The organism is Corynebacterium tuingiense (assembly GCF_046718165.1).
Classification (GTDB): Bacteria; Actinomycetota; Actinomycetes; order Mycobacteriales; family Mycobacteriaceae; genus Corynebacterium.
The window spans coordinates 1,791,258-1,814,156 of the sequence record NZ_CP177101.1 but is presented as its reverse complement, the minus strand read 5'-3'; the positions used below and the strand labels follow the sequence as shown (position 1 = coordinate 1,814,156).

Annotated in this window: 21 protein-coding genes; 15 read left to right on the top strand and 6 right to left on the bottom strand. The window is 58.8% G+C overall.

Translation table 11 applies throughout. The features are described 5' to 3' along the window. Positions 1 to 40: 40 nt before the first annotated feature. Entirely contained in the window at positions 41 to 1,927 is a 1,887-nt protein-coding gene (locus ACLI1T_RS08630; RefSeq protein WP_411702433.1) for an ABC transporter ATP-binding protein, read from the bottom strand. A 197-nt stretch (positions 1,928 to 2,124) separates the two neighbouring features. Here ACLI1T_RS08630 and ACLI1T_RS08625 point away from each other — a divergent pair, with 197 nt between their 5' ends. Further along, positions 2,125 to 2,643, top strand: coding sequence for a hypothetical protein (locus tag ACLI1T_RS08625; protein WP_411702432.1), 519 nt, complete (start codon positions 2,125 to 2,127; stop codon positions 2,641 to 2,643). Beyond that, on the top strand, positions 2,640 to 3,182 hold the full coding sequence (gene idi / locus ACLI1T_RS08620; RefSeq protein WP_411702431.1) for an isopentenyl-diphosphate Delta-isomerase: 543 nt from the start codon (positions 2,640 to 2,642) through the stop codon (positions 3,180 to 3,182). Before ACLI1T_RS08625 ends, idi begins: the two co-directional genes overlap by 4 nt. 6 nt (positions 3,183 to 3,188) lie before the next feature. On the opposite strand, the gene ACLI1T_RS08615 is transcribed toward idi, so the two are convergent. After that, on the bottom strand, positions 3,189 to 4,451 hold the full coding sequence (locus ACLI1T_RS08615) for a carboxylesterase family protein (RefSeq protein WP_411702430.1): 1,263 nt from the start codon (positions 4,449 to 4,451) through the stop codon (positions 3,189 to 3,191). 38 nt (positions 4,452 to 4,489) lie between these two features. Here ACLI1T_RS08615 and ACLI1T_RS08610 point away from each other — a divergent pair, with 38 nt between their 5' ends. From ACLI1T_RS08610 to ACLI1T_RS08595, 4 genes are all read left to right on the top strand, one after another. Then, positions 4,490 to 4,693: a hypothetical protein gene (locus ACLI1T_RS08610; protein ID WP_349886646.1), complete on the top strand. Its 204-nt coding sequence runs from the start codon at positions 4,490 to 4,492 to the stop codon at positions 4,691 to 4,693. Next, entirely contained in the window at positions 4,686 to 4,961 is a 276-nt protein-coding gene (locus ACLI1T_RS08605; protein ID WP_349886647.1) for a hypothetical protein, read from the top strand. The genes ACLI1T_RS08610 and ACLI1T_RS08605 overlap by 8 nt, the downstream gene beginning before the upstream one ends. A 151-nt stretch (positions 4,962 to 5,112) precedes the next feature. Further along, positions 5,113 to 6,945 (top strand): AMP-dependent synthetase/ligase, encoded by a 1,833-nt coding sequence (locus ACLI1T_RS08600; RefSeq protein WP_411702429.1) that lies wholly within the window; start codon positions 5,113 to 5,115, stop codon positions 6,943 to 6,945. Positions 6,946 to 7,170: 225 nt separating this feature from the next. Next, positions 7,171 to 7,851, top strand: a complete 681-nt coding sequence (locus tag ACLI1T_RS08595; protein WP_411702428.1) for a hypothetical protein — start codon at positions 7,171 to 7,173, stop codon at positions 7,849 to 7,851. A 128-nt stretch (positions 7,852 to 7,979) separates the two neighbouring features. Here ACLI1T_RS08595 and ACLI1T_RS08590 read toward each other — a convergent pair whose 3' ends face one another. The 4 genes from ACLI1T_RS08590 to ACLI1T_RS08575 all read right to left on the bottom strand — a co-directional run bounded on the left by ACLI1T_RS08590 (position 7,980) and on the right by ACLI1T_RS08575 (position 12,822). Further along, positions 7,980 to 8,945 (bottom strand): hypothetical protein, encoded by a 966-nt coding sequence (locus tag ACLI1T_RS08590; protein WP_349886652.1) that lies wholly within the window; start codon positions 8,943 to 8,945, stop codon positions 7,980 to 7,982. 165 nt (positions 8,946 to 9,110) lie between these two features. Then, positions 9,111 to 10,265, bottom strand: coding sequence for an AAA family ATPase (locus tag ACLI1T_RS08585; RefSeq protein ID WP_411702427.1), 1,155 nt, complete (start codon positions 10,263 to 10,265; stop codon positions 9,111 to 9,113). 110 nt (positions 10,266 to 10,375) lie between these two features. After that, complete coding sequence (locus tag ACLI1T_RS08580; protein WP_411702426.1) at positions 10,376 to 11,434, bottom strand: CNNM domain-containing protein; 1,059 nt, start codon at positions 11,432 to 11,434, stop codon at positions 10,376 to 10,378. Next, a complete protein-coding gene (locus tag ACLI1T_RS08575) occupies positions 11,434 to 12,822 on the bottom strand; it encodes a hemolysin family protein (RefSeq protein WP_411702425.1) in 1,389 nt (462 codons plus the stop codon). The genes ACLI1T_RS08580 and ACLI1T_RS08575 overlap by 1 nt, the downstream gene beginning before the upstream one ends. Positions 12,823 to 12,971: 149 nt before the next feature. Here ACLI1T_RS08575 and hemW point away from each other — a divergent pair, with 149 nt between their 5' ends. The 9 genes from hemW (at position 12,972) to era (ending at position 22,894) form a co-directional block, all read left to right on the top strand. Beyond that, positions 12,972 to 14,111, top strand: coding sequence for a radical SAM family heme chaperone HemW (gene hemW, locus ACLI1T_RS08570; RefSeq protein ID WP_411702424.1), 1,140 nt, complete (start codon positions 12,972 to 12,974; stop codon positions 14,109 to 14,111). Positions 14,112 to 14,275: 164 nt separating this feature from the next. Continuing rightward, positions 14,276 to 15,316 (top strand): heat-inducible transcriptional repressor HrcA, encoded by a 1,041-nt coding sequence (hrcA, locus tag ACLI1T_RS08565; RefSeq protein ID WP_411702423.1) that lies wholly within the window; start codon positions 14,276 to 14,278, stop codon positions 15,314 to 15,316. Positions 15,317 to 15,396: 80 nt separating this feature from the next. Beyond that, positions 15,397 to 16,557 (top strand): molecular chaperone DnaJ, encoded by a 1,161-nt coding sequence (dnaJ, locus tag ACLI1T_RS08560; protein WP_023023431.1) that lies wholly within the window; start codon positions 15,397 to 15,399, stop codon positions 16,555 to 16,557. Beyond that, positions 16,557 to 17,300, top strand: coding sequence for a 16S rRNA (uracil(1498)-N(3))-methyltransferase (locus ACLI1T_RS08555; protein ID WP_411702422.1), 744 nt, complete (start codon positions 16,557 to 16,559; stop codon positions 17,298 to 17,300). Before dnaJ ends, ACLI1T_RS08555 begins: the two co-directional genes overlap by 1 nt. Positions 17,301 to 17,310: 10 nt before the next feature. Then, positions 17,311 to 18,288, top strand: a complete 978-nt coding sequence (locus ACLI1T_RS08550) for a PhoH family protein (RefSeq protein WP_005284200.1) — start codon at positions 17,311 to 17,313, stop codon at positions 18,286 to 18,288. After that, the gene (gene ybeY, locus ACLI1T_RS08545) at positions 18,289 to 18,909 is read left to right on the top strand and encodes an rRNA maturation RNase YbeY (RefSeq protein WP_411702421.1); all 621 of its coding nucleotides are present in this window, start codon (positions 18,289 to 18,291) and stop codon (positions 18,907 to 18,909) included. Positions 18,910 to 18,960: 51 nt separating this feature from the next. Beyond that, positions 18,961 to 19,809, top strand: a complete 849-nt coding sequence (gene pdxY, locus ACLI1T_RS08540; RefSeq protein ID WP_284782352.1) for a pyridoxal kinase PdxY — start codon at positions 18,961 to 18,963, stop codon at positions 19,807 to 19,809. Between the two features lie 127 nt (positions 19,810 to 19,936). Further along, positions 19,937 to 20,956, top strand: a complete 1,020-nt coding sequence (locus ACLI1T_RS08535; RefSeq protein ID WP_411702420.1) for a formamidase — start codon at positions 19,937 to 19,939, stop codon at positions 20,954 to 20,956. A gap of 900 nt (positions 20,957 to 21,856) precedes the next feature. Continuing rightward, complete coding sequence (era, locus tag ACLI1T_RS08530; protein WP_411702419.1) at positions 21,857 to 22,894, top strand: GTPase Era; 1,038 nt, start codon at positions 21,857 to 21,859, stop codon at positions 22,892 to 22,894. The last annotated feature ends 5 nt before the right edge of the window (positions 22,895 to 22,899 follow it).

The following is a 22,899-nucleotide window of genomic DNA, read 5'->3' as shown; positions in this document are numbered from 1 at the left end:
ACACAAGCTTAACGCTTTAAGCGCAGCAGTCCCAGTGGATTTATTCACTTTCTTCGCCGTGCTCGCTGTGGGAATTAGTGCCGGTGACAAAGCCGTACTTTTTCAGCCGGCGGCGGTCCGCGGCGGAGCTGGATTGGGTGAGTTTGAGCAGCTCGGCATAGATACCGCCGGATTGCGCGAGTTCGGCAGGCGAGCCCATTTCATCGATCCGCCCTGCCTCGAGGGTGATGATGGTATCGACATCCGCGATGGTGGATAGGCGGTGCGCGATAATTAGCGTGGTCCGGTCCTTCATCAGCTCATCCAGGCCGGCTTGGACGGCGCGTTCGGCCTTCGTATCAAGCGCGGAGGTGGCCTCATCGAGCACCAGGATGGGCGCATCTTTTAGCATGGCGCGCGCGACGGACACGCGCTGTTTCTGCCCGCCGGAAAGCTTCAGCCCGCGCTCGCCGATGACCGTGTCATAGCCATCCGGAAAGGCCTCAATGAAGTCATGGGCATTGGCGCGCTTGGCCACATCCACGATTTCTTCCTCCGTGGCCCCAGGTTTGCCATAGGCAATATTGTCGCGGATGGTGCCCGAAAAGAGGTAGGACTCTTGGAAGACCACGCCGACCGATGCGCGCAAGCGAGACGCGGTGAGGTCATCGACGCGGTGGCCCAGTACATCGAGGTGGCCGGCCGAGGGGTGATAAAAGCCCAGCAGCAGGTTGACCAGGGTGGATTTACCGCCGCCCGATTCGCCCACGAGCGCGACCTTCTGGCCTTCGTGGGCGGTAAAGGAGATGTTGTTGACGACGGGCTTTCCTTCTTCATAGGCAAAGGAGACATCATCAAAGGCAAAGACTGGCGCGCCGGGCGTTGGCTCCAATGGGGCGATGGGGGTGAGGTTGAGATCGGGGGTGCCGGAATCCGTGATTGCTGCGACCAGCTCGCGCGGGGCGGTGGGCTCTAAGTCTTCTTCCATGACCTTGAAGTAGTCGCGTGAGCCGGCGATAGCGCGCTGGGCCGTATCGATCATCCAGCTCATCATGAATACGGGCTGCTTGGCCATGGTGACCATTTGCAAGAGCATGACCATATCGCCGATGGAAAAGTGGCCTTCAAGGGTGCGCCAGAAGATGACCGCGTAGATACCCAAAAAGATAACCGCCATGGCGATGCCGCGGAAGGTATCCATCATGTGCCACCAGCGCGACTGCGGCCGCGTGGTATCGACCACGGTGCCATAGCGCTGGGCAAAATGGTCCAGCTCGCGGGATTCGGCGACGAAGGACTTGGTGACCTTGACCTGGCCTATAACTTCAGCAAAGCGGCCATTGGCCTGGTCGATGTTTTCGTTTTTAACAGCCTCAAATTTTTGCCAGCGCTTCGAGGTTAGCGCGGTCAGCCACATATAAATGGGGAAAAGCAGCGCCAATAAAATGGTCAGCGGCCAGTAATACCAGGCGGTAATGGCCAAGACCGCGATGGTCTGGATGATCATTGTGAAGAAGTTATTGGCAAAGGACTGGATAAACTGCGTGATATTCGCAATGGAGCGATCCAGCCGGGCAATGATCGTGCCGGTGACCTGATTATCGTAATAGCCCTGCGGCAGCGCCAAGAGCTTGGCAAAGTAGCGATTGGATAAAATCTGGCGCAAGCGCGAGACCATGACATCGCCGATATAGCTGCCGACATTCCGGAATAAAGCATTGGCGGCATCGGCCAGGAAAAGGGCGAGGGCTAGGAAGAGGACGGCACGGAGGGCATCGCCAAGCGGCTCGTTTGTTTGCAGCGCCTCAACGATGATGTCGGTGGCTTCCCTGGTAAGGAAGGGTGAAATCAACGCTAGGACGGCGGTGACCGTCGCTGCGAGCAAGACGCCGAGATAATAAGGCCACAGGGCAGAAGCGCTGCGGGTAATGCGTACGAGGGATTTCATGGGGGGATGCTCAATTCAAAGACGCGCGGAGGAAGAGTACCTAAAAGAGACAGTCCAGTATGCCACACGCCACGGCGCGCAGCCCAGATGCATACCTTGGGCGGGCTTTCGGCTAAGGTATCTGTGCAGAAATAAAGTTATCTTCGCGTGCAAAGGATCCATCCACGGTGAAAATTTCTCACACTTTAGGCGCAGGCGTGATCAGCCTTCTCGCCGTGACCCTGGCCGGATGCAGCATTCTCCAGCCGGAAGAGACCGGCTTGGGGGACAATATCACCGTCTCCAGCTCGGAAGAAGCGCCTTATCAAGCGGAAGACACCGACGATAAGGAGGTTACTTCCAACCTGGCGAGCCCGGTGAAAGATGCCGGCCTCGGGGTCAGCTGGGAGCTGCAGGGGGTTTATGCGGATAATAATTCCGGCGGCTCCGTGGTGACCATTTTGCTCAAGAATGAAAACGAAATGGCCCTGCCCACCGATGCCTTCGATGACCCCGTCCTTGAGCGCGCCGACGGGAACGGCGGCTGGTCTAAGGTAAAGGCCCTGCCCTATGACGAGAACTCCGCGCCCGGCGTGGAACCACCGGGACTCGATCACCCGCTGGGCGCGGGCGCCTCGGTCAACCTGCAATACCGTTACGATGTCGCGCCAGGCAACCTCTGGAATGCTCGCCTGCACATTGGAAACGTCACCTGGGTGGGGGATCTGAACCTATGACGGAGCGGGTAGTCCTGGCGGGTGCTGATGGGAAAGCCATTGGTACTGCCCTCAAATCTGAGGTGCATACCACCGACACCGCCTTGCACTTTGCCTTTTCCGCGTGGGTTACCTGCCAAGGCAAGGTACTCATCACCCGCCGGGCGCTGAGCAAGCAAACCTGGCCCGGCGTGTGGACCAATTCCTTTTGCGGGCATCCTGGCCCGGGAGAGCCGACTGCCGATGCCGTCATTCGCCGCGCTGAGTTCGAGTTAGGGATTCCCGCGGACGCGCTATCTAACCTGCGCGAGGTGCTGCCCACCTTTTCTTATCGGGCGGTAGATTCTTCCGGCCTGGTGGAAAATGAAATCTGCCCCGTCTACTGCGTAGAGCTCGACTCCCAAGCGCAGTGGCAGCCGAACTCGGACGAGGTCGACTCTTGGGAATGGGTCGAGCCAACTCGCCTCATCGCCGCAACCAATGCCGTGCCGGCGGTATTTAGCCCGTGGATGTGCGAGGAACTGGCGGAAGCTGAATTGCGCACGGCGCTTCAGGCGTAGTAGCAGTTAGTCCTCTTCATAAAACGCCGCCGCCACGTAATCCAGGGTGGCATAAGCAATGCGCCGATCCCCGGTATCCAAATCAAACTCGAGGACGCGGTGGTCGCTGCCATAGCGAGGGAAACCCGGCTCGCCGGTGGTGGCGAAGTGGTAGAGCCACTCATTTAGCTCGCAGTCGGTGCCGAAGAGCGGGTAGAGCTCATCGCAGTGCAGCGCTGGCTTAAGCTTCCTCGTAAACTCCATCATCCAGGTAGGCCCTGGCGCGCCGGAGGCTACCTGCGCCGTCCAGCGGCGAACGAGGGAATCGCCGATCATCCGGCCCATCAGGCGGTCCGGGTCCACGTACTGCGCGAGCTGGCGCCATTGCGTGTAGCGCCCGTGTGGGAAGCCGAAGCGTTGGGAAAGGTAATTACAAATAAACTTGCCCAGGGCCATATTATCGATGCGCTTGCCGGCCGGAAGATCATAAAACTCATCCCGGGTAGAGCTCACCACGATGGGGATATCCGCCAATTCGGAGGCCTGCATCGGCGCTGGGCCGAGGGCCAAGTCATAGCGGTGCTTCTTGCGGAACTTTTTGTAACCCTTTTCTAATGCCTCGGGCGACAGCGATTCCAAAGCGCTTTGTTCGATGGGGACCGAGAGGTACCTGTGCAATCCCGCTACGCGGTGTTCAAAAGTGTCGCGGGGATAGGCAGGCGATAGGGCGAGGACCCGCCGAAAAGCACCGCGGTAGTGATCGCGCCGGGCAAGCCACAGGCTAATCGCCGCGCCGGCGGATTGGCCCACCAGGGTGATATTCGTTTTATCCCCGCCAAAGGATTCGATATTGTCCTGTAACCACTCCAAAGCCAGCACGCAGTCATCGATGCCGCGGTAGCGGTCCGCTTCATCGTCGGCAAAGCGAGCAAATCCGGCTAGGCCCACGCGGTAGCCCACCCGGACCTGGATGATGCCCTTGCGGGCAGTTACCGTGCTTGGCACCCGCTCGTCCTCATGCGAGCCGCCTTCGAAGCTTCCCCCGTGGATATAGACCACCACGGGGCAATCCGCAGCGTTTTCGGGGGCGGTGATGCTGAGTGCTACCTCGTCCGGTTGAGGTGTCCGTGCATCCTGGTCGAGGGGCTGCTCCAGTGGCCGCGCCGGGGCGAAGCGGCTAGGGATTTCGCAAAAGCGCAGCGAATGAAAGTAGGAGAGGCCATCGCGGCTAAAGCCGGTGATGCGTCCAGATGGGGTGGCAATGGTGACGGGTATCTGTGCGCTCGACATACCTGCCAGATTACCGTGGGGAAGTAATATAAGAACCCATGGAGTGGTTGACTGAGGTGAGCAGCGCATTTTCGCAGTTCTTGGTGCAGGCGCCCGTGTGGGTACAGATGATCATCGTGGTCATCATCGTGGTGCCCATCATGATTGGCCTTGCGTGGTGCCTGATGTGGGCCGTGGACCGCAGCGCTGCCCTAATTTCCCAGTTTCGCGATCGCGGCACTACAGTAAAAGACCATGGCTGAACAACATTCGGAGGGCGCGGGCAATAACGCAGCTAGCGGCGACGTACCCGGCGCCAGCTCGGATAGGATCCAGCCGGTAGATCCCCGCGAAGGCCTGTGGGATCCAGAGCGCAAAAAGGATGAGCGCGCTACAACTACGCCGGTTGCCGGCACCTCCCAGTCCGTTCGCCGCAAGCGCTCCCTGCCCAAATCGCGGGTCTCGCTTACGCTGTGGTCCATGATTGCGCTAGTTCTCATCGTTGCACTCATCGGCAGCCTGTGGCCCTAGGGCAAGCTGGTGGATTGCTCCAATAAATAGGCCACTCTGGTGTTATAAGCCCTGAATAATTACAGCTTCGATCGTGGGTGAAACGCGTTGATACGCTCTCCGGTTGGTACAGTAGGCACAGATTATTATTAGCTGTGCGAAAGGATATCGCGTGACCCTGCAACAAGTGCACACCCCGGCGGAATTTACCATTGAGCCGGGGGAGACCTGCCTCACCGCCCTAATGGATACCGCGAAGAAGCGTCCGCACGGCGTCATGTTTACCCGCCCAGCAAATTACGAGTGGGTCAATGTCACCGGTAAAGAATTTATCGATGAGGTCTTTGAAGTAGCTCAGGGCTTAATCGCGCTAGGCGTGAAGCAGGGCGATCGCATTGCCCTCATTTCTGCTACCCGCTACGAATGGTCCCTGCTGGACTACGCCATTTGGGCAGCCGGCGCGGCATCGGTTCCGGTCTATCCTTCCTCGTCCGCCTCCCAGGTGCGCTGGATCATCGAGGATTCCGGTGCGGTGCTGGCCATTACCGAAACCCGCGAGCACTCCGAATTGGTAGAAAACCTAGTCCTACAAGACGACGGTGAACCAAACCTGAAGGGCTCGCCATCGCAGCTGCGGCGCGTACTAGAGATTAATTCTTCTGCTATCGATACCTTGAAATTCGAAGGCCGCAGCATTGGTACCGACGAGGTATCTGCGCGCATTGCCGCCACCAATACCGATGATCTTGCCTCCTTGGTGTATACCTCCGGCACCACCGGCCGGCCGAAGGGTTGCATCCTGACGCACCGGAATTGGCTCTCAGAAGCTAGGGCGCTGACCACCAATCCCATCGGTGTATTCGCCGTGCCGGGCAGCCATACCCTGACATTTTTGCCCCTGGCACATGTCTTTTCCCGTGCCGTATCGATCGCCGTGGCCATTCGCGGTGCTTCGCAGAACCACTGGTCCGATTTCTCCACCATCTCCATCGAGTTCGCCCGCTCTCGCCCCAACGTGATTTTGGGCGTACCGCGCGTATTTGAAAAGGTCCGCAACTCTGCGGCCTCGAAGGCTGCGGATTCTGGCATCAAGAGCTTCCTTTTTGAGCAGTCCGAAAAGATTGCCATCGAATACTCCAAGGCGCTCGATACGCCGGAAGGCCCAGACCGCCTGCTGAAAATTAAGCACAAGCTCTTTGACAAGCTGGTCTATTCCACCATCCGCCAGGGCGTGGGCGGCAATGTTCGGTACTGCATCACCGGCGGCTCCGCGATGGGCCACGATTTATTGCATTGGTTCCGCGGCATTGGCGTTCCCGTTTTTGAAGGCTATGGCCTGACCGAGACCGCTGCGGCCGCGGCCGTGGACTACCTCGACCAATCCATTGGTACCGTCGGCCCACCGTTGGGCGGGGTGACCCTGCGCATTAACGATGACGGCGAAGTCTGCATCAAGGGCGGCATGGTCTTCCAAGGGTATTGGAATAACCCCGAGGCCACGGAGGAAGCCTTCGAGGATGGCTGGTATAACACCGGTGACTTGGGGGAAATCGACGATGATGGCAAGCTCACCATCACCGGCCGCAAGAAGGACTTGATTGTCACCGCAGGTGGCAAGAATGTATCGCCTGGCCCGATGGAGGATATCCTGCGCGGGCACCCCCTGATTTCGCAGGCCATGGTCGTAGGTGATGGTAAGCCGTTCGTGGGAGCGCTTATCACCTTGGATCCAGATATTCTCAAGCGGTGGAAATTGGACCACAATATCCCAGAAAACCGCTCCATGAGCGACATGGCTACCGATGCTACCCTGCGCGCCGAGGTGCAAGACGCCGTCAACAAGGTGAACTCCACAGTCTCTCACGCGGAGGGCATCAAGAAGTTCTACATCCTAGAAAGCGACCTTACTGAGGATGAAAATGAGCTCACCCCAACGATGAAGGTCAAGCGCAACGTGGTGGCTCAACGCTACGCCAGCGCCATCGAGCACATTTACAAGCGCTAGAAAGGCGCGAAACGGGTACACCCGGGGATTTTATTCCTCGGGTGTTTTTCTTCTTGCAGGTCAAAAAGGACGCAAGCGCGAACCTGCCATAAACCTGTGAAACGCTTCGGAGTGTCGCGCTCTCGCGGTGGACGATCTGGCATAGAGTCATGAGTCGTCGCCGAAAACCTCAACCTCTACTAGAGGTTAGAAAAAGAAAACCGCGGAAGGAGTGGCTCGAAGCCTATGCAGAAGATCGCCGCCGAGCTGCGTCACCGCGAGCTCACCCAGGAGATTTATAATATCGGCGACGAAGTCGCGGAATACCTCGAGCACCTCATTGAAGCAATCGAGGATTGGGATGAGGAACTGTCCATGGATTGCTTGGCAGAACTCGGCGATATCGTCGACGATGCCCGCGTGGACTCGGGGCGCTGCGTGGGTGAGCTAATTGGGCTTCGCCAAGCGCTAGTGTCCGGCGTGCGTTCAGGAACCATTTCTGCCGCTCCCTCAGGCGCGAATGATGCGGAGGAGCCGGAGCAGCTCACCCCGCGCCTATTGGACGAGAGCTATCCCATTGCCAAGCCCATCGTCGTGCATGAATTGGCAGAAGCGCTGCGGCAGCGCACGCAGGCGGTAGCAGATTACCTGCGTGAGGTCGTGGACTACGTGCTGGCGCAAACCGATGCCGTCGCCCGCAACCTCGACATGGTCTCCCTGCCGCACCTGTATAAGTGCACAGGGGAATCCGCGCTCATCGCCGTGCAGGCGTGGAAGCACACCGTGCTCGATACGCACCCGGCGTACGTGCGCTCCATGCGCGGGCATAACCCGCCGCAATTCCTAGAAGAACGCGCCCGCATTGCCGCGGTCGTAGAAAAAGTCCGCGCCAAGCGCGAGGCAGCCCGCCGGGCCACAACTGCATAGCTACTTTAGACTTCCTTGCTTAAAGCAAGGGGATTTTAGCGGCCACCGAGATTCCCTCTCTCGGTGGCCGTTTCATCTGTAAATGACCATCCCGCGAACCTGCCGAAATCTCCGGTGCTAGTGAGAATTCAGCGGCGAGACCACTGGGTGCGTACCGCGTTCTGGCGCGCAGAGATAGTGGCAGTGACCTCAGTGATGAAGCGTTCCGGGTGCTGTACTAATTGACGCGGGGAAAATCGTATGACGGTAAAACCCGCATCGTGCAGGCGCTTTTCGCGGGATTGGCCGGTTTGGTCCCGCGGCTTCGTTGGCATCGTGGTGGCCGCGGCGTCGTCTGGCCGCCCAACGGCTGTGGAAGAGGCCCCGGCCGTATGGTCATCGTTCGGTTCAGTGATGTCGATGATGTAGGTCTTATTGATACACAACTCCGCGGTAATGCCGGGAAGGGCAGTGTACTGAACCTCGAAAAACATTGGCCACGGAAAATCCGCCTGGATGAGCAGGGCGCGGGCAAAGGAGGCATGGGGAGACGGGGAGGCGGCGCAGCTGTGGTGGATCACGTCCCGGACGACCGCGCTATTGCGCACCCTGCCCATCCGCGCGAACTCCTGCCTGAGTTTCTTCTTCGTTATCCCTGCCCGCAAGGCAGAGTCGGCGGCAATGAGGCCTTCGCGAAAACCGTGGAATCGGGCGATATCGATCACAGCTCGGGCTGGCGAAACGGTGCGGGAGCCATGCACCAGCATCGGTTCGGGTAATTTCGTTTTGCGGTACATGCGTTCTGGATGGCGCCGATCTTTATTGGGTAAAGAGTTATGGGGAAGGGCCATTTCCACCTTTTCTTCCGCGGAGGCAAGCACCCATAGCCCGTGGACGCGGGCGGCGGACTTAGAGATGAGCACCGCGGTATAAGCGCTGCGGGCGGCGGCGATGGCGCGCAGGCGCAGCTGGGAGGATAGGCTCAAACCGTGGTAATGGTCGCGGTGTACCGCGATGCGGGGCGCGAGCTTGAGGTAGGTGCCGTTATCGAGGTCGCGGCCGAAGGTGGGATGGTTGTGCCGGATGGAAGGAATATTAGTTAGTGCTTTGCTCATGACCCCGAGCACATATGAGGCGCACGATGCCTGCTACCCGAATGCGCGCGAGGCTGTGGAGTTCTCGTTGAATCTTCACTAAGTGTGAACCGTGGTGCTCGAGTGGCGCCACGAGCTTAAGTTATCCACACCCGCGCTATGGGTGGGTTGCGCGACTGAGCTCGATTAGTACGAATCGATTACCAAGCTAGCGGCATGCTCGCGCAAATAATCTCGAAGGTAGGGCAGGGCAAAGTCTACTTGGCCACTGGCTGGTATCTCGATTAATTCCGAGTCAAGCAAGCGGCGGCGGTAATTGGATGCATATTGCGAGCTTTTTCCTAGGCGGGCCGTGATATCACTCATGGATGAGGGGCCATTGTCTTGCGCCATATGGAGCAGGAATGTCCGATCGATGGGGGAAAGCTCCGCTAGGGCGGGCTCATGGACTAGCTGCCCTAGCTTTCGTCGTGCTTTGGAAATGCCTTCCTGCGCAGCTTCCACCGAAATCGTATTGTCTGTTCGGTGGCGGAAAGCCCATAGGCCGACGAGCTGAATCATAAAGGGGTATCCCTGGCAAGCGGATACGGCAGATTTCAGCGCGTCCTTGTCCCAATTAACCTCTGTTTCTTCTACGGGAGCCTTGAGTGCCTTCCGGACGTCCGTATCCGCCACTCGGTCCAATTCAATACGGTTCGCACGGCGGAGAAAAGTGACAGGATTAGAGTCATCCTGGCTGGCTAAAAGCGGTTTAATCGAGGAAGGGATCCCTGCCATGACCACGGCAATATTTTCCCCTTCTCGCACGAGGTGCTGGATGGTAGCACCAAAATCGATGACCTCATCACTGCGCTGGTGGTGCATTTCATCCAACGTAATGAGCACCCCGGTGGGCTCGCCGTGGGAAATCCGGTCGAGTTCGCGCTGCGCATGGAGGAGGTCTTTCAAAGCCCTTCTTAAGGGATAGGATTCCACGGATAATGTCCTTGGATCCCATTCCATCCCTATGCCTAATTGAAAAAGGTGCAGGTTGAAACCTTTTAGCGCTGTGCGGTTGAGTTGAAGGGTATTAATAATTTCAGCTCGGAGCCGCTCTGCAAAACCGGCAGATGCCGTGTCATTAAGGATGCGCCAACCGTGATCTGACGCGGTGTCTTCGAAAGCATTGAGCAACACCGTCTTGCCGATACCGCGCGGACCCACGACGAGAGAAATACGTTCATGGGATCCGGGGCCATCGTCCAAGGCATAAGCGAACTCCTCAATGGAGTCTTTACGGCCAGCTAGGTAGGGAGGCGTGGCTCCAAGCGTGGCGGTAAACGGATTCTTCCGGTGGGTCATAGCTCAAGTGTAAAACACCGCGCTTGTGTACGCTTGTTTATCTTTTGAATTGTGTTTATAAAACTATTAGGTACCGAAACCAACGGGACTGGTTGGTTTCGGTGAGGACGCTATACCGCAGGGGGAGGGGTGACCTTGTCCAGCTGCTCGGTAATCTGCGGCCACAGCTGGCCCATGATGTCATCCCAGGTAAGGATCCACACGGCCTTGTCTTTGTCCGCTTTGCCTACGACCACGAGCTGCTCATTGCGGGCGCGCATGTGATCGAGCGTCTTTTGCACGGTGGTGGCGGAAGAGACGGAGATCGGGGCGCGGGAGAATTCGAGGACGGGGGTATCGGGATCCGCCATGAGGGTATCGCGTACGTGCACCACGCGGGGAACGCGGGAATCCTTGGGGAAGACGAGCACGCGCATGATGTTTTTGCGCAGGACGAGCTCTTGGAGCTGTTCCACCGTGGCATCGGAAGGCAGGGGCACAACTTCGGAGCCGTGGGCGCGCGCCATGGCGCCCACCGTGGAGTTCTCGAGCTCGATGACATCGGAAATCTGGTTGGCGGAATTATCGTCAAGCGCGCCGGTCTCGCGGGAGTGCTCGACCAAGGTGCGCAGCGTCTCGGCATCGTAGCCGGCAGCGCCGGCGCGGTCGACCGGTTCCTCACCCGTCATGGCCACCAACTTATTGGCCATCGTGTTAATCCACTTCAACAGCGGACGGAAGACCCACACGAATCCGCGGGCGGGGACGGCAATGACCTGCAAGGCAGATTCTGGGTGGGCGATGGCCCAGGACTTGGGCGCCATTTCACCCAGCACCAAGTGTAGGAAGGTGACGATGAATAGCGCGAGGATGAAGCTGGCGACATCGGCAATGCCCAGCGGCAGGCCAAGGGCCTCTAGCGGGGTCATCAGGAGGTGATGGACCCAGGGCTTGGTCACGGCGCCGAGCACGAAGGTGGCAGCAGTAATGCCCAATTGCGCGCCCGCCAGCATGATGGTCAGCTCATTGAGCGAGCGCAGGCCGGCGCGGGCGGTGCGCGAGGATTCCGCGTTTTCTTCAAGCCGGTTGCGGCGCGAGCCCATGAGGGAAAACTCGATGACCACGAAGAAGCCGGAAGCCGCAATAATGAGCAGCGTGACGATGAGGTTGAACCACCACGTATCGGTCATTATGCCTCCTCCTCTTCTTCTTCGCTGTCATGAACGTAGTCCTCAATAAGCTCGATGGCCAGGGAGGATGGCACGTGGCGGTCTACGTCATCCACGCGCATGCGAATGGAGCGAGTCGGTGCTTCGTCCTGATCCACCCAGTCGTCCGGCTCGGCCTCTAGGTCGATGGTGTGGACCTCGCCTACCTCTGGCAGGGCGCCGGCGTGCGCGATGAGCAGGCCGGCGATGGTTTCGAAATCGCCCTCTGGAAGATCGTGGCCAATGGCGCGCTCGATTTCATCCAGCGGCGTATCGCCATCGACCAGCCAGTGGGATTCGTCCTGCTCGGTGATTTCTTCGGTTTCCTCGAAATCGTGCTCATCGGTGACATCGCCAAGAATCTCTTCAGCTAGGTCCTCCATGGTGACGATGCCGACGAATCCGCCGTACTCATCGATGACGCAGGCCAGCTTTTGTTCTTCGCCGCGCAGCTCATCAACGACATCGGGAAGCGGCATAAGCTCCGGAACCACCAGGGGCTCGCGCATGATGGCGGTGGCGCTGGTGGCGGCAGGGAGATCGGATCCCAGGACATCGAAAAGATGCACCACGCCGATGGGGTTGTGCTCATCATCGATGACGGGGTAGCGCGTGTGGTTTTCAGACATCAATTCGCGCACCTCACCCAGGGTGGTGCCGGGGTCAATGACGTCCACGCGGGAGCGGGGGATCATGGCGTGCTCGACGTCGTGCTCGGGAAAGTCGAGCAAACGGTCCAAAACCATGTACGTGTCCTCATCCAAGACGCCGGTTTCGTGCGAGGAATCCACGATGGATTCGAGGTCATCGGCAGTAGCGGAAGAGTCGACGTCTTCTACCGGCTCGATGCGAAAGAGCTTCAAAATCGCATTGGAGGAATACTCGAAAAAGCGGATGAGCCAGCCGAAAATGCGCAAGTACCACTGCGTGGATGCGGCCAGGCGCAGTGCCGTTTTCATGGGCGCGGCGATGGTGTAGTTCTTAGGAAAAAGCTCCGCAAAGAGCATCGTGGCGATGGTGGAAATAAATAGCGCCGCGATGGTGCCGATAGCCACGGACACGCCGGTGGGAATTCCCACTCCGCCAAGCAGCACGCCAAGGCCCTGGCCCACCAGGGGCTCTGCCACATAACCAATAAGCAGGCCGGTAATGGTAATACCGAGCTGCGCGCCGGAAAGCATGAAGGAGGTGCGCTTGGTGATGTCGAGCGCGCGCTGGGCGGATTTATCACCTTCAGCGGCCATGGACCGCAATTGGGTGCGGTCCACGGACATGAATGAAAACTCTTGCGCCACGAAGTAGGCGTTCGCGACGATGATGAGCCCGATGACGACAAAGCCTGCCAGGATCATCAAAATAGCCGATAACATGAGTTACTCCCCACCGCCTATAAGGTGGCGGGGACATCGACTGGGAGGCTCCACTGAAGGTACCTTTCTATACGCGGGAAGTTGGCAATATACTACATGTTTAACACCCATTTCGGCCATTTTGTTCCCCTCCTATTAGGGTTTGATTCATGACTGAACCATTCGGGCTGTATATCCACGTTCCCTTTTGCGCCACCCGCTGCGGCTATTGCGATTTCAATACCTATACCCCCGGCGAGTTGGGCAGCCCGCGCGATCTCACTGGCCCGTACCTCGACGCCCTGGACAAGGAGTTGGAGATGGCGGCCGCCCGCGTGGGGCGCACCGCGGATACCGTCTTCATTGGCGGCGGCACGCCTTCACTCTTGGGAGGCCAGGGCCTGAGCCGCATCCTGGACACGGTGCGTTCTACCTTTGGCCTAACCCCAGGCGCGGAGGTCACCACCGAGTCCAATCCGGAGTCCACCTCGCCGGAGTACTTTGCCGCGCTTGCCGATGCCGGCTTTAACCGCATCAGCCTCGGCATGCAGTCTGCCTCGCACAGCGTGCTCCAGGTGCTCGAGCGCGCCCACACCCCTGGACGTGCGTTTGACGCCGCGCGCGAAGCCCGTGCTGCCGGTTTCCAACACGTCAACCTCGACATGATTTACGGCACGCCCACCGAAACCGATGATAACGTCCGCGAGACCTTGGACCGCGTGCTCGAGACCGGCGTCGACCACGTCAGCGCGTACTCGCTCATCGTAGAAGACGGCACCCGCATGGCCCGCAAGGTCAATAAGGGATTGCTGCCCGCCCCGGATGAAGATGTGCTGGCCCGGCGCTATGAAATGATTTCTACGACCCTCGAGGATGCCGGCTTCGAGTGGTACGAGGTCTCCAATTGGTCGCTACCCGGCGGAGAATGCGAGCACAATCGCATTTACTGGGTCGACGGCAACTGGTGGGGCGCAGGGCCCGGTGCCCACTCCCACCTAGGTGACGAGCGCTTTTACAACGTCAAGCACCCCAACCGCTATATCCAAACGATAGGAAACGGTGAGCTGCCCATTAAAGACAGCGAAACCTTAACGGGGGCAGATCGCCACATGGAGAAGGTGATGCTCGGCCTGCGCCTGCGCGAGGGCATCCCAGAATCCTGGCTCGATGCCCACGCTGCCCCGGCAGTGGAGGACTTCATCGACCGCGGCCTGCTCGAGCGCGCCGGCCAGCGCGTGCGCGTGACCAAGCGCGGGCGCCTGCTTGCCGATGGCATCGTCTCCGATCTCCTCATCGCCGAAGAGTCCTAGCCGCCGTCAGAAAGTTCTTATATTCGCCCCTGAACCACCAAAACCCCTTATTCGGGCTTATTCTTGTTAGACTTTTAAAATTGGCACTGGATTTACGCTGTATTTATAGAGAGACGCCGGTACATCGACTTAAACTAACCCGCAGAGAATAGGAGCGCTGAGAAGTGTCTACCTCAACTGATGCCCGCCGCAAGGAAGTCCTGCGGGCCATCGTTGCGGATTACATTGCCTCCCAGGAACCCGTGGGCTCCAAAACGCTGGTAGAGCGCTACCGGCTGGGCGTTTCTTCCGCGACCATCCGCAATGACATGGCTGTGCTGGAATCGCAGGGGCTGATTTCGCAGCAGCATGCCAGTTCCGGGCGCGTTCCCACGCAGCAGGGGTACCGGCAGTTCGTTGATTCTCTGCACGAGGTCAAGCCGCTTTCTACCCCAGAGCGCAAAGCGATGCTGAACTTCTTGGAAGGCGGGGTAGACCTCGAAGATGTGCTGCGCCGCTCCGTGCAGCTTTTGGCCCAGGTCACTGAGCAGGCGGCCGTGGTGCAGCTGCCTAATTTGAAGGTCTCGCGCGTCAAGCACTGCGAGGTCGTCACACTATCTCCGGTGCGGGTTTTGCTGGTGCTGATTACGGATAACGGCCGCGTGGATCAGCGCAACGTGGAACTAGATGAGGTCATTGACCAGGATCAGACGTATCGCCTGCGGGACATCGTCAATAATGCGCTGGTGGGCAAGACGCTTACTGATGCCTCCGTGGAGCTCGCCCACCTCGTCGATGACGCCCCGCTGGATATCCGCCACCACGTGCTTAAGGTGGCGACCACGCTCATTGAAACCTTGGTGGAACAGCCATCCGATCGCTTGATTATGGCGGGGACTTCCAACCTCACCCGCGTCGCCCGCGAATTTCCGGAGGGGCTGCCCACAATTATCGAGGCTTTAGAAGAACAGGTCGTCGTGTTGAAATTGCTGGCACGCGTACCGGACTTAGGCAATGTTTCCGTGGTGATCGGGGACGAAAACGAGGAGGATCAACTGCGCGATGCCTCCGTCGTTGCCGCCGGGTATGGTTTTGGAACCGGGGGACAGGCGGCGACGCTTGGCGGCCTTGGTGTGGTGGGGCCGACGTTTATGGACTATTCGGGAACAATCTCTAAGGTCTCTGCTGTTGCACAATACGTGAGTGAAATTTTGGCCGGCGAGTAGTGCGAGTAGACTAGCCGGTCGCTACATAAATTTTTGCAAGGTAATACCAACAAAACGATCGAGAAGGAATATCTCTAACAGTGGCTCGTGACTATTACGGCATCCTCGGTGTTGATAAGGACGCAACGGACCAAGAAATTAAGAAGGCGTACCGCAAGCTGGCCCGCAAGTATCACCCGGATGTGAACCCGGATGATGAGGCAGCGGCGGAGAAATTTCGCGAGGCCTCGGTTGCCCAAGAAGTTTTGCTGGATCCGCAAAAGCGCCAGATCGTCGACATGGGCGGCGATCCCATGGAGCAAGGCGGCGGTGGCGCTGGCGCCGGTGCCGGCGGATTTAGCGGCTTCGGCGGCGGTGGCTTAGGCGATATCTTCGCCGAGTTCTTCGGCGGTGGCGCCGGCGGCGGATCCCGCGGGCCAAAGTCGCGCGTGCAGCCCGGCAACGATGCCCTCCTGCGCACCCGGATTACCCTCGAAGAGGCCTATACCGGCCTGAAGAAGAAGGTCACCGTCGATACCGCGGTGCTGTGTGATTCCTGCGGCGGTACCGGCTCGAACTCTAAGTCCAAGCCCGTCACCTGCGATAATTGCAACGGCATGGGCGAAATCCAGGAGATGCAGCGCAGCTTCTTGGGCAATGTGATGACCACCCGCCCGTGCCCGAAGTGCCAGGGCTTTGGCGAAATCATTGAGGATCCCTGCAACCAGTGCGCCGGCGATGGCCGCGTGAAAAAGCGCCGCGATCTCACGGTGTCCATCCCGGCTGGTATCAACGATGGCATGCGCATCCGCATGGCTTCCCAGGGCGAGGTCGGCCACGGCGGTGGCCCTGCAGGTGACCTCTACGTGGAGGTGCACACCCAGGAACACGAGGTCTTCCAGCGCAATGCGGATGACCTGAACGTCACCGTGCACGTGCCGATGATCGATGCAGCGCTGGGCACCAACTTCACCATCGATCAGCTCAATGGCGAGGAGCTCACCATCGATATCGAGCCGGGCACCCAGCCGGGCGAGTCGATCAAGGTGGAAGGCGCGGGCATGCCACGCCTGCGCACCGACGGTTACGGCAGCCTCTTTGCCCACGTGGATGTGGTTGTTCCCAAGGATCTGGACCGCAAGAGTCGCGAGGCGCTGGAAAAGATCCGCAATACCCGCGATGAGGGCGCCCGCGTGCGCACCGCCAGCGACGGGCAGGAGGACTCCTTCTTTACCCGCCTGCGCGATAAGTTCCGCCGCTAATGTCGCTGCCCGTCTTCATCCACCCAGATCTCTCTGCCGCCCAGGCCGGAGACAGCATCACGCTGTCTGGACCCGAGGCGCGCCACGCCGTGACGGTCAAGCGGATGCAGCAGGGGGAGAAGCTGGCGCTTATCGATGGCACCGGAATCCGCCTCACCCTTACCGTCACCGAGACCTCGGGCAAGGACCACTTAACCGGCACCGTCGAGTCCGTTACCCAGCTACCGGAGCCGAATCCGCGGGTAACCGTGGTGCAGGCGATTCCCAAATCCGAGCGCGCCGAGCTAGCCGTTGACCTGGCTACACAGGCCGGGGCGGATGAGATCATCGCCTGGCAGGCGGATCGCTGCGTGGCCAAGTGGGACGGGAAGAAGGCGCCGAAGGCCATAACCAAATGGCAGGCCGCGGCCGAAGCGTCCGCAAAGCAATCTCGGCGAGACCGCATCCCGCAGATCCGCGGCCCGCTGACTACCCGCCAATTGGTTGCGGAGCTAGCAGAGCGCGCAGAATCCGCGCGCGTGTTAGTCCTGCACGAGGAAGCCACCGAATCCATCCGCGAGGTTGACTTGCGCGGCGAGGTCTTCCTCCTGGTCGGCCCCGAAGGCGGAATCGGGGAAAATGAGCTGACAACCCTGCGCGAGGCCGGGGCCGTTCCTATCAAATTGGGCCCGGAGGTTTTGCGCACCGCCAGCGCGGCGATGGTGGCCTTGGCGGCTATCGGCATGCGGACTGAGCGCTGGTAGCCTATTAGACGTGCCTATCATCACCAAGAAATGTGAGATCGATTCCGCGTATGTCAGCAGCGTTTTGGGCAGCGCGGACGATAACCTCCGCGTGCTCAATGACCGCCTCGATGCGGATCTTTTTGCCCGCGGCAATATTGTCACCGTCACCGGCCCCGATTACGAGGTAGCCCGCGCGGCGAAGATCCTCGATGAGCTCGAGGCCATCGCTAGGCGCGGCCACGCCGTATCCACCGATACGGTCAAGCACACCATGGATATGGTTGCCGTAGAGGCGCCGCAGTCGGTGGCGGCGGCGATGGCGGCGGACATCGTCAAGCGCCGCGGCAAGTCCATCCGCCCCAAAACCGTGGGGCAATCCGAGTATGTGCAGGCCATCGACAATAATACGGTGGTCTTTGGCATTGGTCCGGCCGGTTCCGGCAAGACCTACCTGGCGGTGGCGAAGGCCGTGCAGGCGCTGCAAAATAAGCAGGTCTCGCGCATTATTCTTACCCGTCCGGCGGTTGAGGCGGGCGAAAACCTGGGCTTTTTGCCAGGCACGCTCAATGACAAGATTGACCCGTACCTGCGCCCGCTGTATGACGCGCTGCGGGACATGCTCGATCCGGAGATGATTCCCAAGCTGATGGATGCCGGCATCATCGAGGTCGCCCCGCTGGCGTATATGCGCGGGCGCACGCTCAATGATGCCTTCGTCATCCTCGATGAGGCGCAAAACACCACCCCGGCGCAGATGAAGATGTTTTTGACCCGCCTGGGCTTTGGCTCCACCATCGTGGTCACCGGCGATATTTCCCAGGTGGATCTGCCGCGCGGGCAGGTATCCGGCCTGCGCATCGTGCGGCGAATTCTCAATAACGTGGACGATATCCACTTTGCGGATCTCAGCGCCCAAGACGTGGTGCGCCACCAGCTGGTCGGCCGCATTGTGGATGCCTATGATTCCTTTGACAATAAACAGGCTGCGGAAAACGAGGGGAAATAAGTGAGTATCGAGTTTCTCAATGAGTCGGGTTTTGATGGCGTCAACGAGGAGATGCTTATCGATGTCGCCTCTTATACCTTCGGTACCATGGACATCAACCCCGATGCGGAATGCACCATTACCTGCGTGGATCTGAAGTCCATTGAGGATCTGCACATCCGCTGGATGGACTTGGAAGGCCCTACCGATGTGATGAGCTTTCCCATGGATGAGCTTACCCCCGGCGCCACTTCTGGTGGCGGGCGCCCCGATGCCGCCGATCCGGGCCCTGCCATGCTTGGCGATATTGTCTTATGCCCCGAGTTCGCTCTGCGACAGGCCGATGCCGCCGGACATTCGCTCGGGCACGAGCTCGCGCTGTTGACGGTGCACGGCTGCCTGCACTTGCTGGGCTACGATCACGCCACCGCGGCGGAAGAAAAGGAAATGTTTGCCCGGCAGAATGAACTGCTGGCGGATTGGTACGATGACCTCGTCGCACGCGGGAAGAGCTACCAGCCAAAGCCTTCGGGCCCGAAGGCCTTTCCGGATGCTGCCGAGCGAGCACGCCTCGATGAACAGGTACCCGGCGGCGGCATCCCCGCGATTGGGGAACCACGCGACGAGGAAACCCCAGAATAATTTCGCCCATTCCTTTGTCTCTGTGCATAAGCAGTAGCACAATGGATAGCTATGACTATCCTTTCCATCCAGTCTCATGTCACCTACGGCCATGTGGGAAATTCCGCGGCCGTCTTTCCTCTCCAGCGCGCCGGCCACGAGGTGTGGCCCGTGCACACGGTGAACTTCTCCAACCATACCGGATACGGTGACTGGGGCGGACCGATGATTCCGGCCAGTGATGTCACGTCGATCATCGATGGCATCGAAAAGCGCGGTGCTTTTGAAAATATCGACGCCATCCTTTCCGGCTACCAAGGCGGCTCCGACATTGCCGATGCCATCGTGGACACCGTTCGCCGCATCAAGGCCGTTAACCCCAAGGCGCTGTACGCTTGCGACCCAGTGATGGGTAATGCGAAGTCGGGCTGCTTCGTTTCAGATGACATTCCGCCGCTGCTGCGTGACCGCGTGGTGCCCGTGGCCGATATCATCACCCCGAACCAATTTGAGCTGGGCTATCTGACCGATACCGAGGTCAGCACCTTGGACCAGACCTTGGCTGCGGTGAAGAAGGCGCAGGAAATGGGGCCGAAGACGGTATTGGTTACTTCCGTCAAGCGCCCGGAAACCCCTGCGGATCAGATTGAGATGCTCGCCGTTGATGGTGAGCGCGCTTTCTTGCTCTCGACCCCGCTGTTGCCGGTTAAGCGCAACGGCTCTGGTGACGTGACCGCGGCGCTGTTCACCGGCCACTACGTTGAAACCCATGACGTGAAAGAGGCGCTGCGCCGCACCGCATCTTCCGTCTACGAGCTTCTGCGCACGACGTATGAGGCGGAATCCACTGAGCTGCAGCTTATTCAAGCTCAGGACGCCTTCGCCCACCCGAGTATGCAATTCCAGGCGGAGGAGCTCTAAAGCTGCACTGGTGGAGTGGTGTGGTCTGCAATCCGAGACAAGTAATCCGCTGTTTTGGTGCATAACTTGGTGAATACCTATAAAGTGATAGGTGTAACGTAATCAACGACGTGATTGGAGTCCCGTCTTGTCCAGCACCGGAAGTATCAGCGCATCCCCCGACGGCCTGTTGATGGCCCTTATTCAATACCCAGTTCCCGTAGTCAATTCCCCGGAAGACGTTCAAGCAAACGTCGATGAAATCTGCCGCATGGTGGCCTCGACCAAGGCTGGCTACCCAGACCTAGATCTCATCGTCTTTCCGGAATACTCCTCTTCGGGCCTGAACACCAAGATTTGGTCCTACGATGAATTCCTCATCGGCCTCGATGACCCCAAGGTGGACCAGTACAAGCAGGCTTGTAAGGATAACGACGTCTGGGGCGTCTTCTCCATCATGGAACCCAACCACGAAGCGGGGAAGCCCCCGTTCAACACGGCGATTATCATCAACTCCGACGGCGAGATTGCGTTGCACTATCGCAAGCTGCAGCCATGGACCCCCATCGAGCCGTGGTACCCGGGTGACTTGGGTATGCCGGTATGCGATGGCCCCAAGGGCTCCAAGCTCGCGGTCAATATCTGCCACGATGGCATGTTCCCAGAGCTCGCCCGCGAAGCAGCGTATAAGGGTGCCAATGTCTACATCCGCATCTCGGGTTATTCTACCCAGACCCAAGACCAGTGGATCATGACCAACAAGACCAACGCCTTCCAGAACCTGATGTACACGGCATCGGTGAACTTGGCGGGCTATGACCAGGTCTTCTACTACTTCGGTGAAGGCAATGTCTGCAACTACGACGGCCACATGATTTCTGAGGGGCACCGCAACCCGGGCGAAATCGTCACTGCAGAGGTCTTCCCAGCGCTGGCCGATAAGGCGCGCATCAACTGGGGCCTAGAAAACAACATCTTCAACTTGGGCAACCGCGGCTACGTTGGTTCCCCAGGCGGAAAGACCGAAAACTACCTCACCTGGGTAGAAGACCTCGCCAAGGGCGAGTACAAACTACCGTGGTCCGACGATGTCCGTATTAAGGACGGCTGGAAGTACTATCCGGACGGACCGCAGCTTGGCCCGCTTCCGGACGAATTCAAGAAATAGGTACACGGCTATTAGCTACTGAAGGCCCCGCACCCTCGTACATTTTGAGGGTACGGGGCCTTCGGGCTGGTGTTGGGCCGATCGAAAATGCAAAAGGTCAACGTCCTCGGGTATATCTGAGCGCGATTTGCTACATTTCAGGTGCGAAAATGCTCAGTTATAGCAGTGGACCTATAGCATCTGCGAAAAGCCGACGGGGCACAGCCTGAAGACGCAGCTCTAGAGGCCTTGTGCCTGCGAGGGCGTTTCCGCAAGAGAATCGTCGTCATAGGATTCTGGTGACGCTCCGCCCTGCGGCGTTCCCGAATATGGAGCGCCACCGTTGCAAAGCTCTGGCCATTCGTCTGGATAAAGCAAGTGCCCATTAAGGCCACCGCATACTCGTTCCGCGCGCATGGAACGCTGGAGTGCAGGGGTATTGCACAGTTCGGTTTGGTGGGAAGAGTCATCAGAAAACTTCCCGAATGCTCCAAGGCCTATTTCGCAATACAGCAGCTCTGGCTCAGCGGCTGCCGCCTGCGGTTGTGCACCTGGCTCCTCAGCTGCTACTTGGGTTTCTGGTTCTGTTGGGATTTCGGTAGTGGGCTCTTGCGTGGTTGATTGTGCAATGCTGCTCGATGAGGTCGCACTAGGTGAGCTGGAAGATGGACTGATTGAAGTACTGGTGGATTCCTCTTCGGAAGGCGAGGGGCCAGCATCAGGGGATGAACAAGCACTAATGGAAATGGTGAGGATGGCACCTAGGAGCAGTAGGGGAGACTTGGTTGGCATGGCGGAGTGTCTTTCAGGAAGCGGTGAGAAATACACCGAGGAGGAGAGAACGGTCTTAGCTTAGCCTGCAGATTTGTTAGTGCGTGAAACAATCGGAGATTTTGGTGCGGTGGGTTATCATTGCAGGTAATGAGTTCTGACATTGATACACAGTTTGATGCGGCATTCGAGGGCCTGCCAGATGACCCCGATGATGCTGCTCCGGAAGCCGCCGGGGAGAAGGCAGCTCCGTTAGATTATTCGCAGTACACGGATACCCCAGAAGGATTCCGCTCTGGATTCGTATCCTTTGTGGGCCGCCCGAATACGGGTAAATCCAAGCTGACCAACGCGCTGGTGGGCCAAAAGATCGCCATTACCGCGGACCAGCCGGAAACGACCCGCCACACCATCCGCGGTCTGGTTCACCGCGAGGACGCACAGGTCGTCGTGGTGGATACACCGGGTCTGCACCGCCCCCGCACCTTGTTGGGCGAGCGGCTTAATGAAGTGGTTAAAGAAACGTATGCGGATGTGGATGTCATCGGCTTGACCATTCCTGCTGATGAGAAGATCGGTCCGGGTGACCGGTGGATCCTGGATAATGTGCGCTCGATTGCGCCGAAGACCCCCATCATCGGCATCGTGACCAAGCTGGATAAAGCCTCTAAGGACCAGGTGGGCGCGCAGCTTTTGGCCTTGCACGAGCTCTTGGCGCAAGAAGATCCGGAGGCCGTGGTGATTCCGGTTTCTAGTAAAAAGGGCGTGCAACTGGATGACTTGGTGCAGGTCATCGTGGAGCACTTGCCGGAGGGCCCGAAGTTCTACCCGGATGATCACATCACGGATGAGGGGCAAGAAAAGCGCATCGAAGAACTCATCCGTGAGGCTGCGCTCTCTGGCCTGAAGGCAGAGCTACCACACTCGGTTGCGGTGCAGATTGATGAAATGCTGCCTTCGCGCACGCGTGAGGGAGTGCTGGATATTCACGCCATCATGTACTTGGAGCGTCAAGGGCAAAAGCGGATCATCGAGGGTAAAGATGGCCTGCGTTTCCGCCGCATCGTGGGCAATGCCCGCAAGGAAATCATGGAGCTACTGGGCCAGAACGTGTACCTGGATCTGCGCATCAAGGTGCTGAAGAACTGGCAATCTGATGCCAAGTCGCTGGGCAGGCTCGGGTTCTAAAAGGC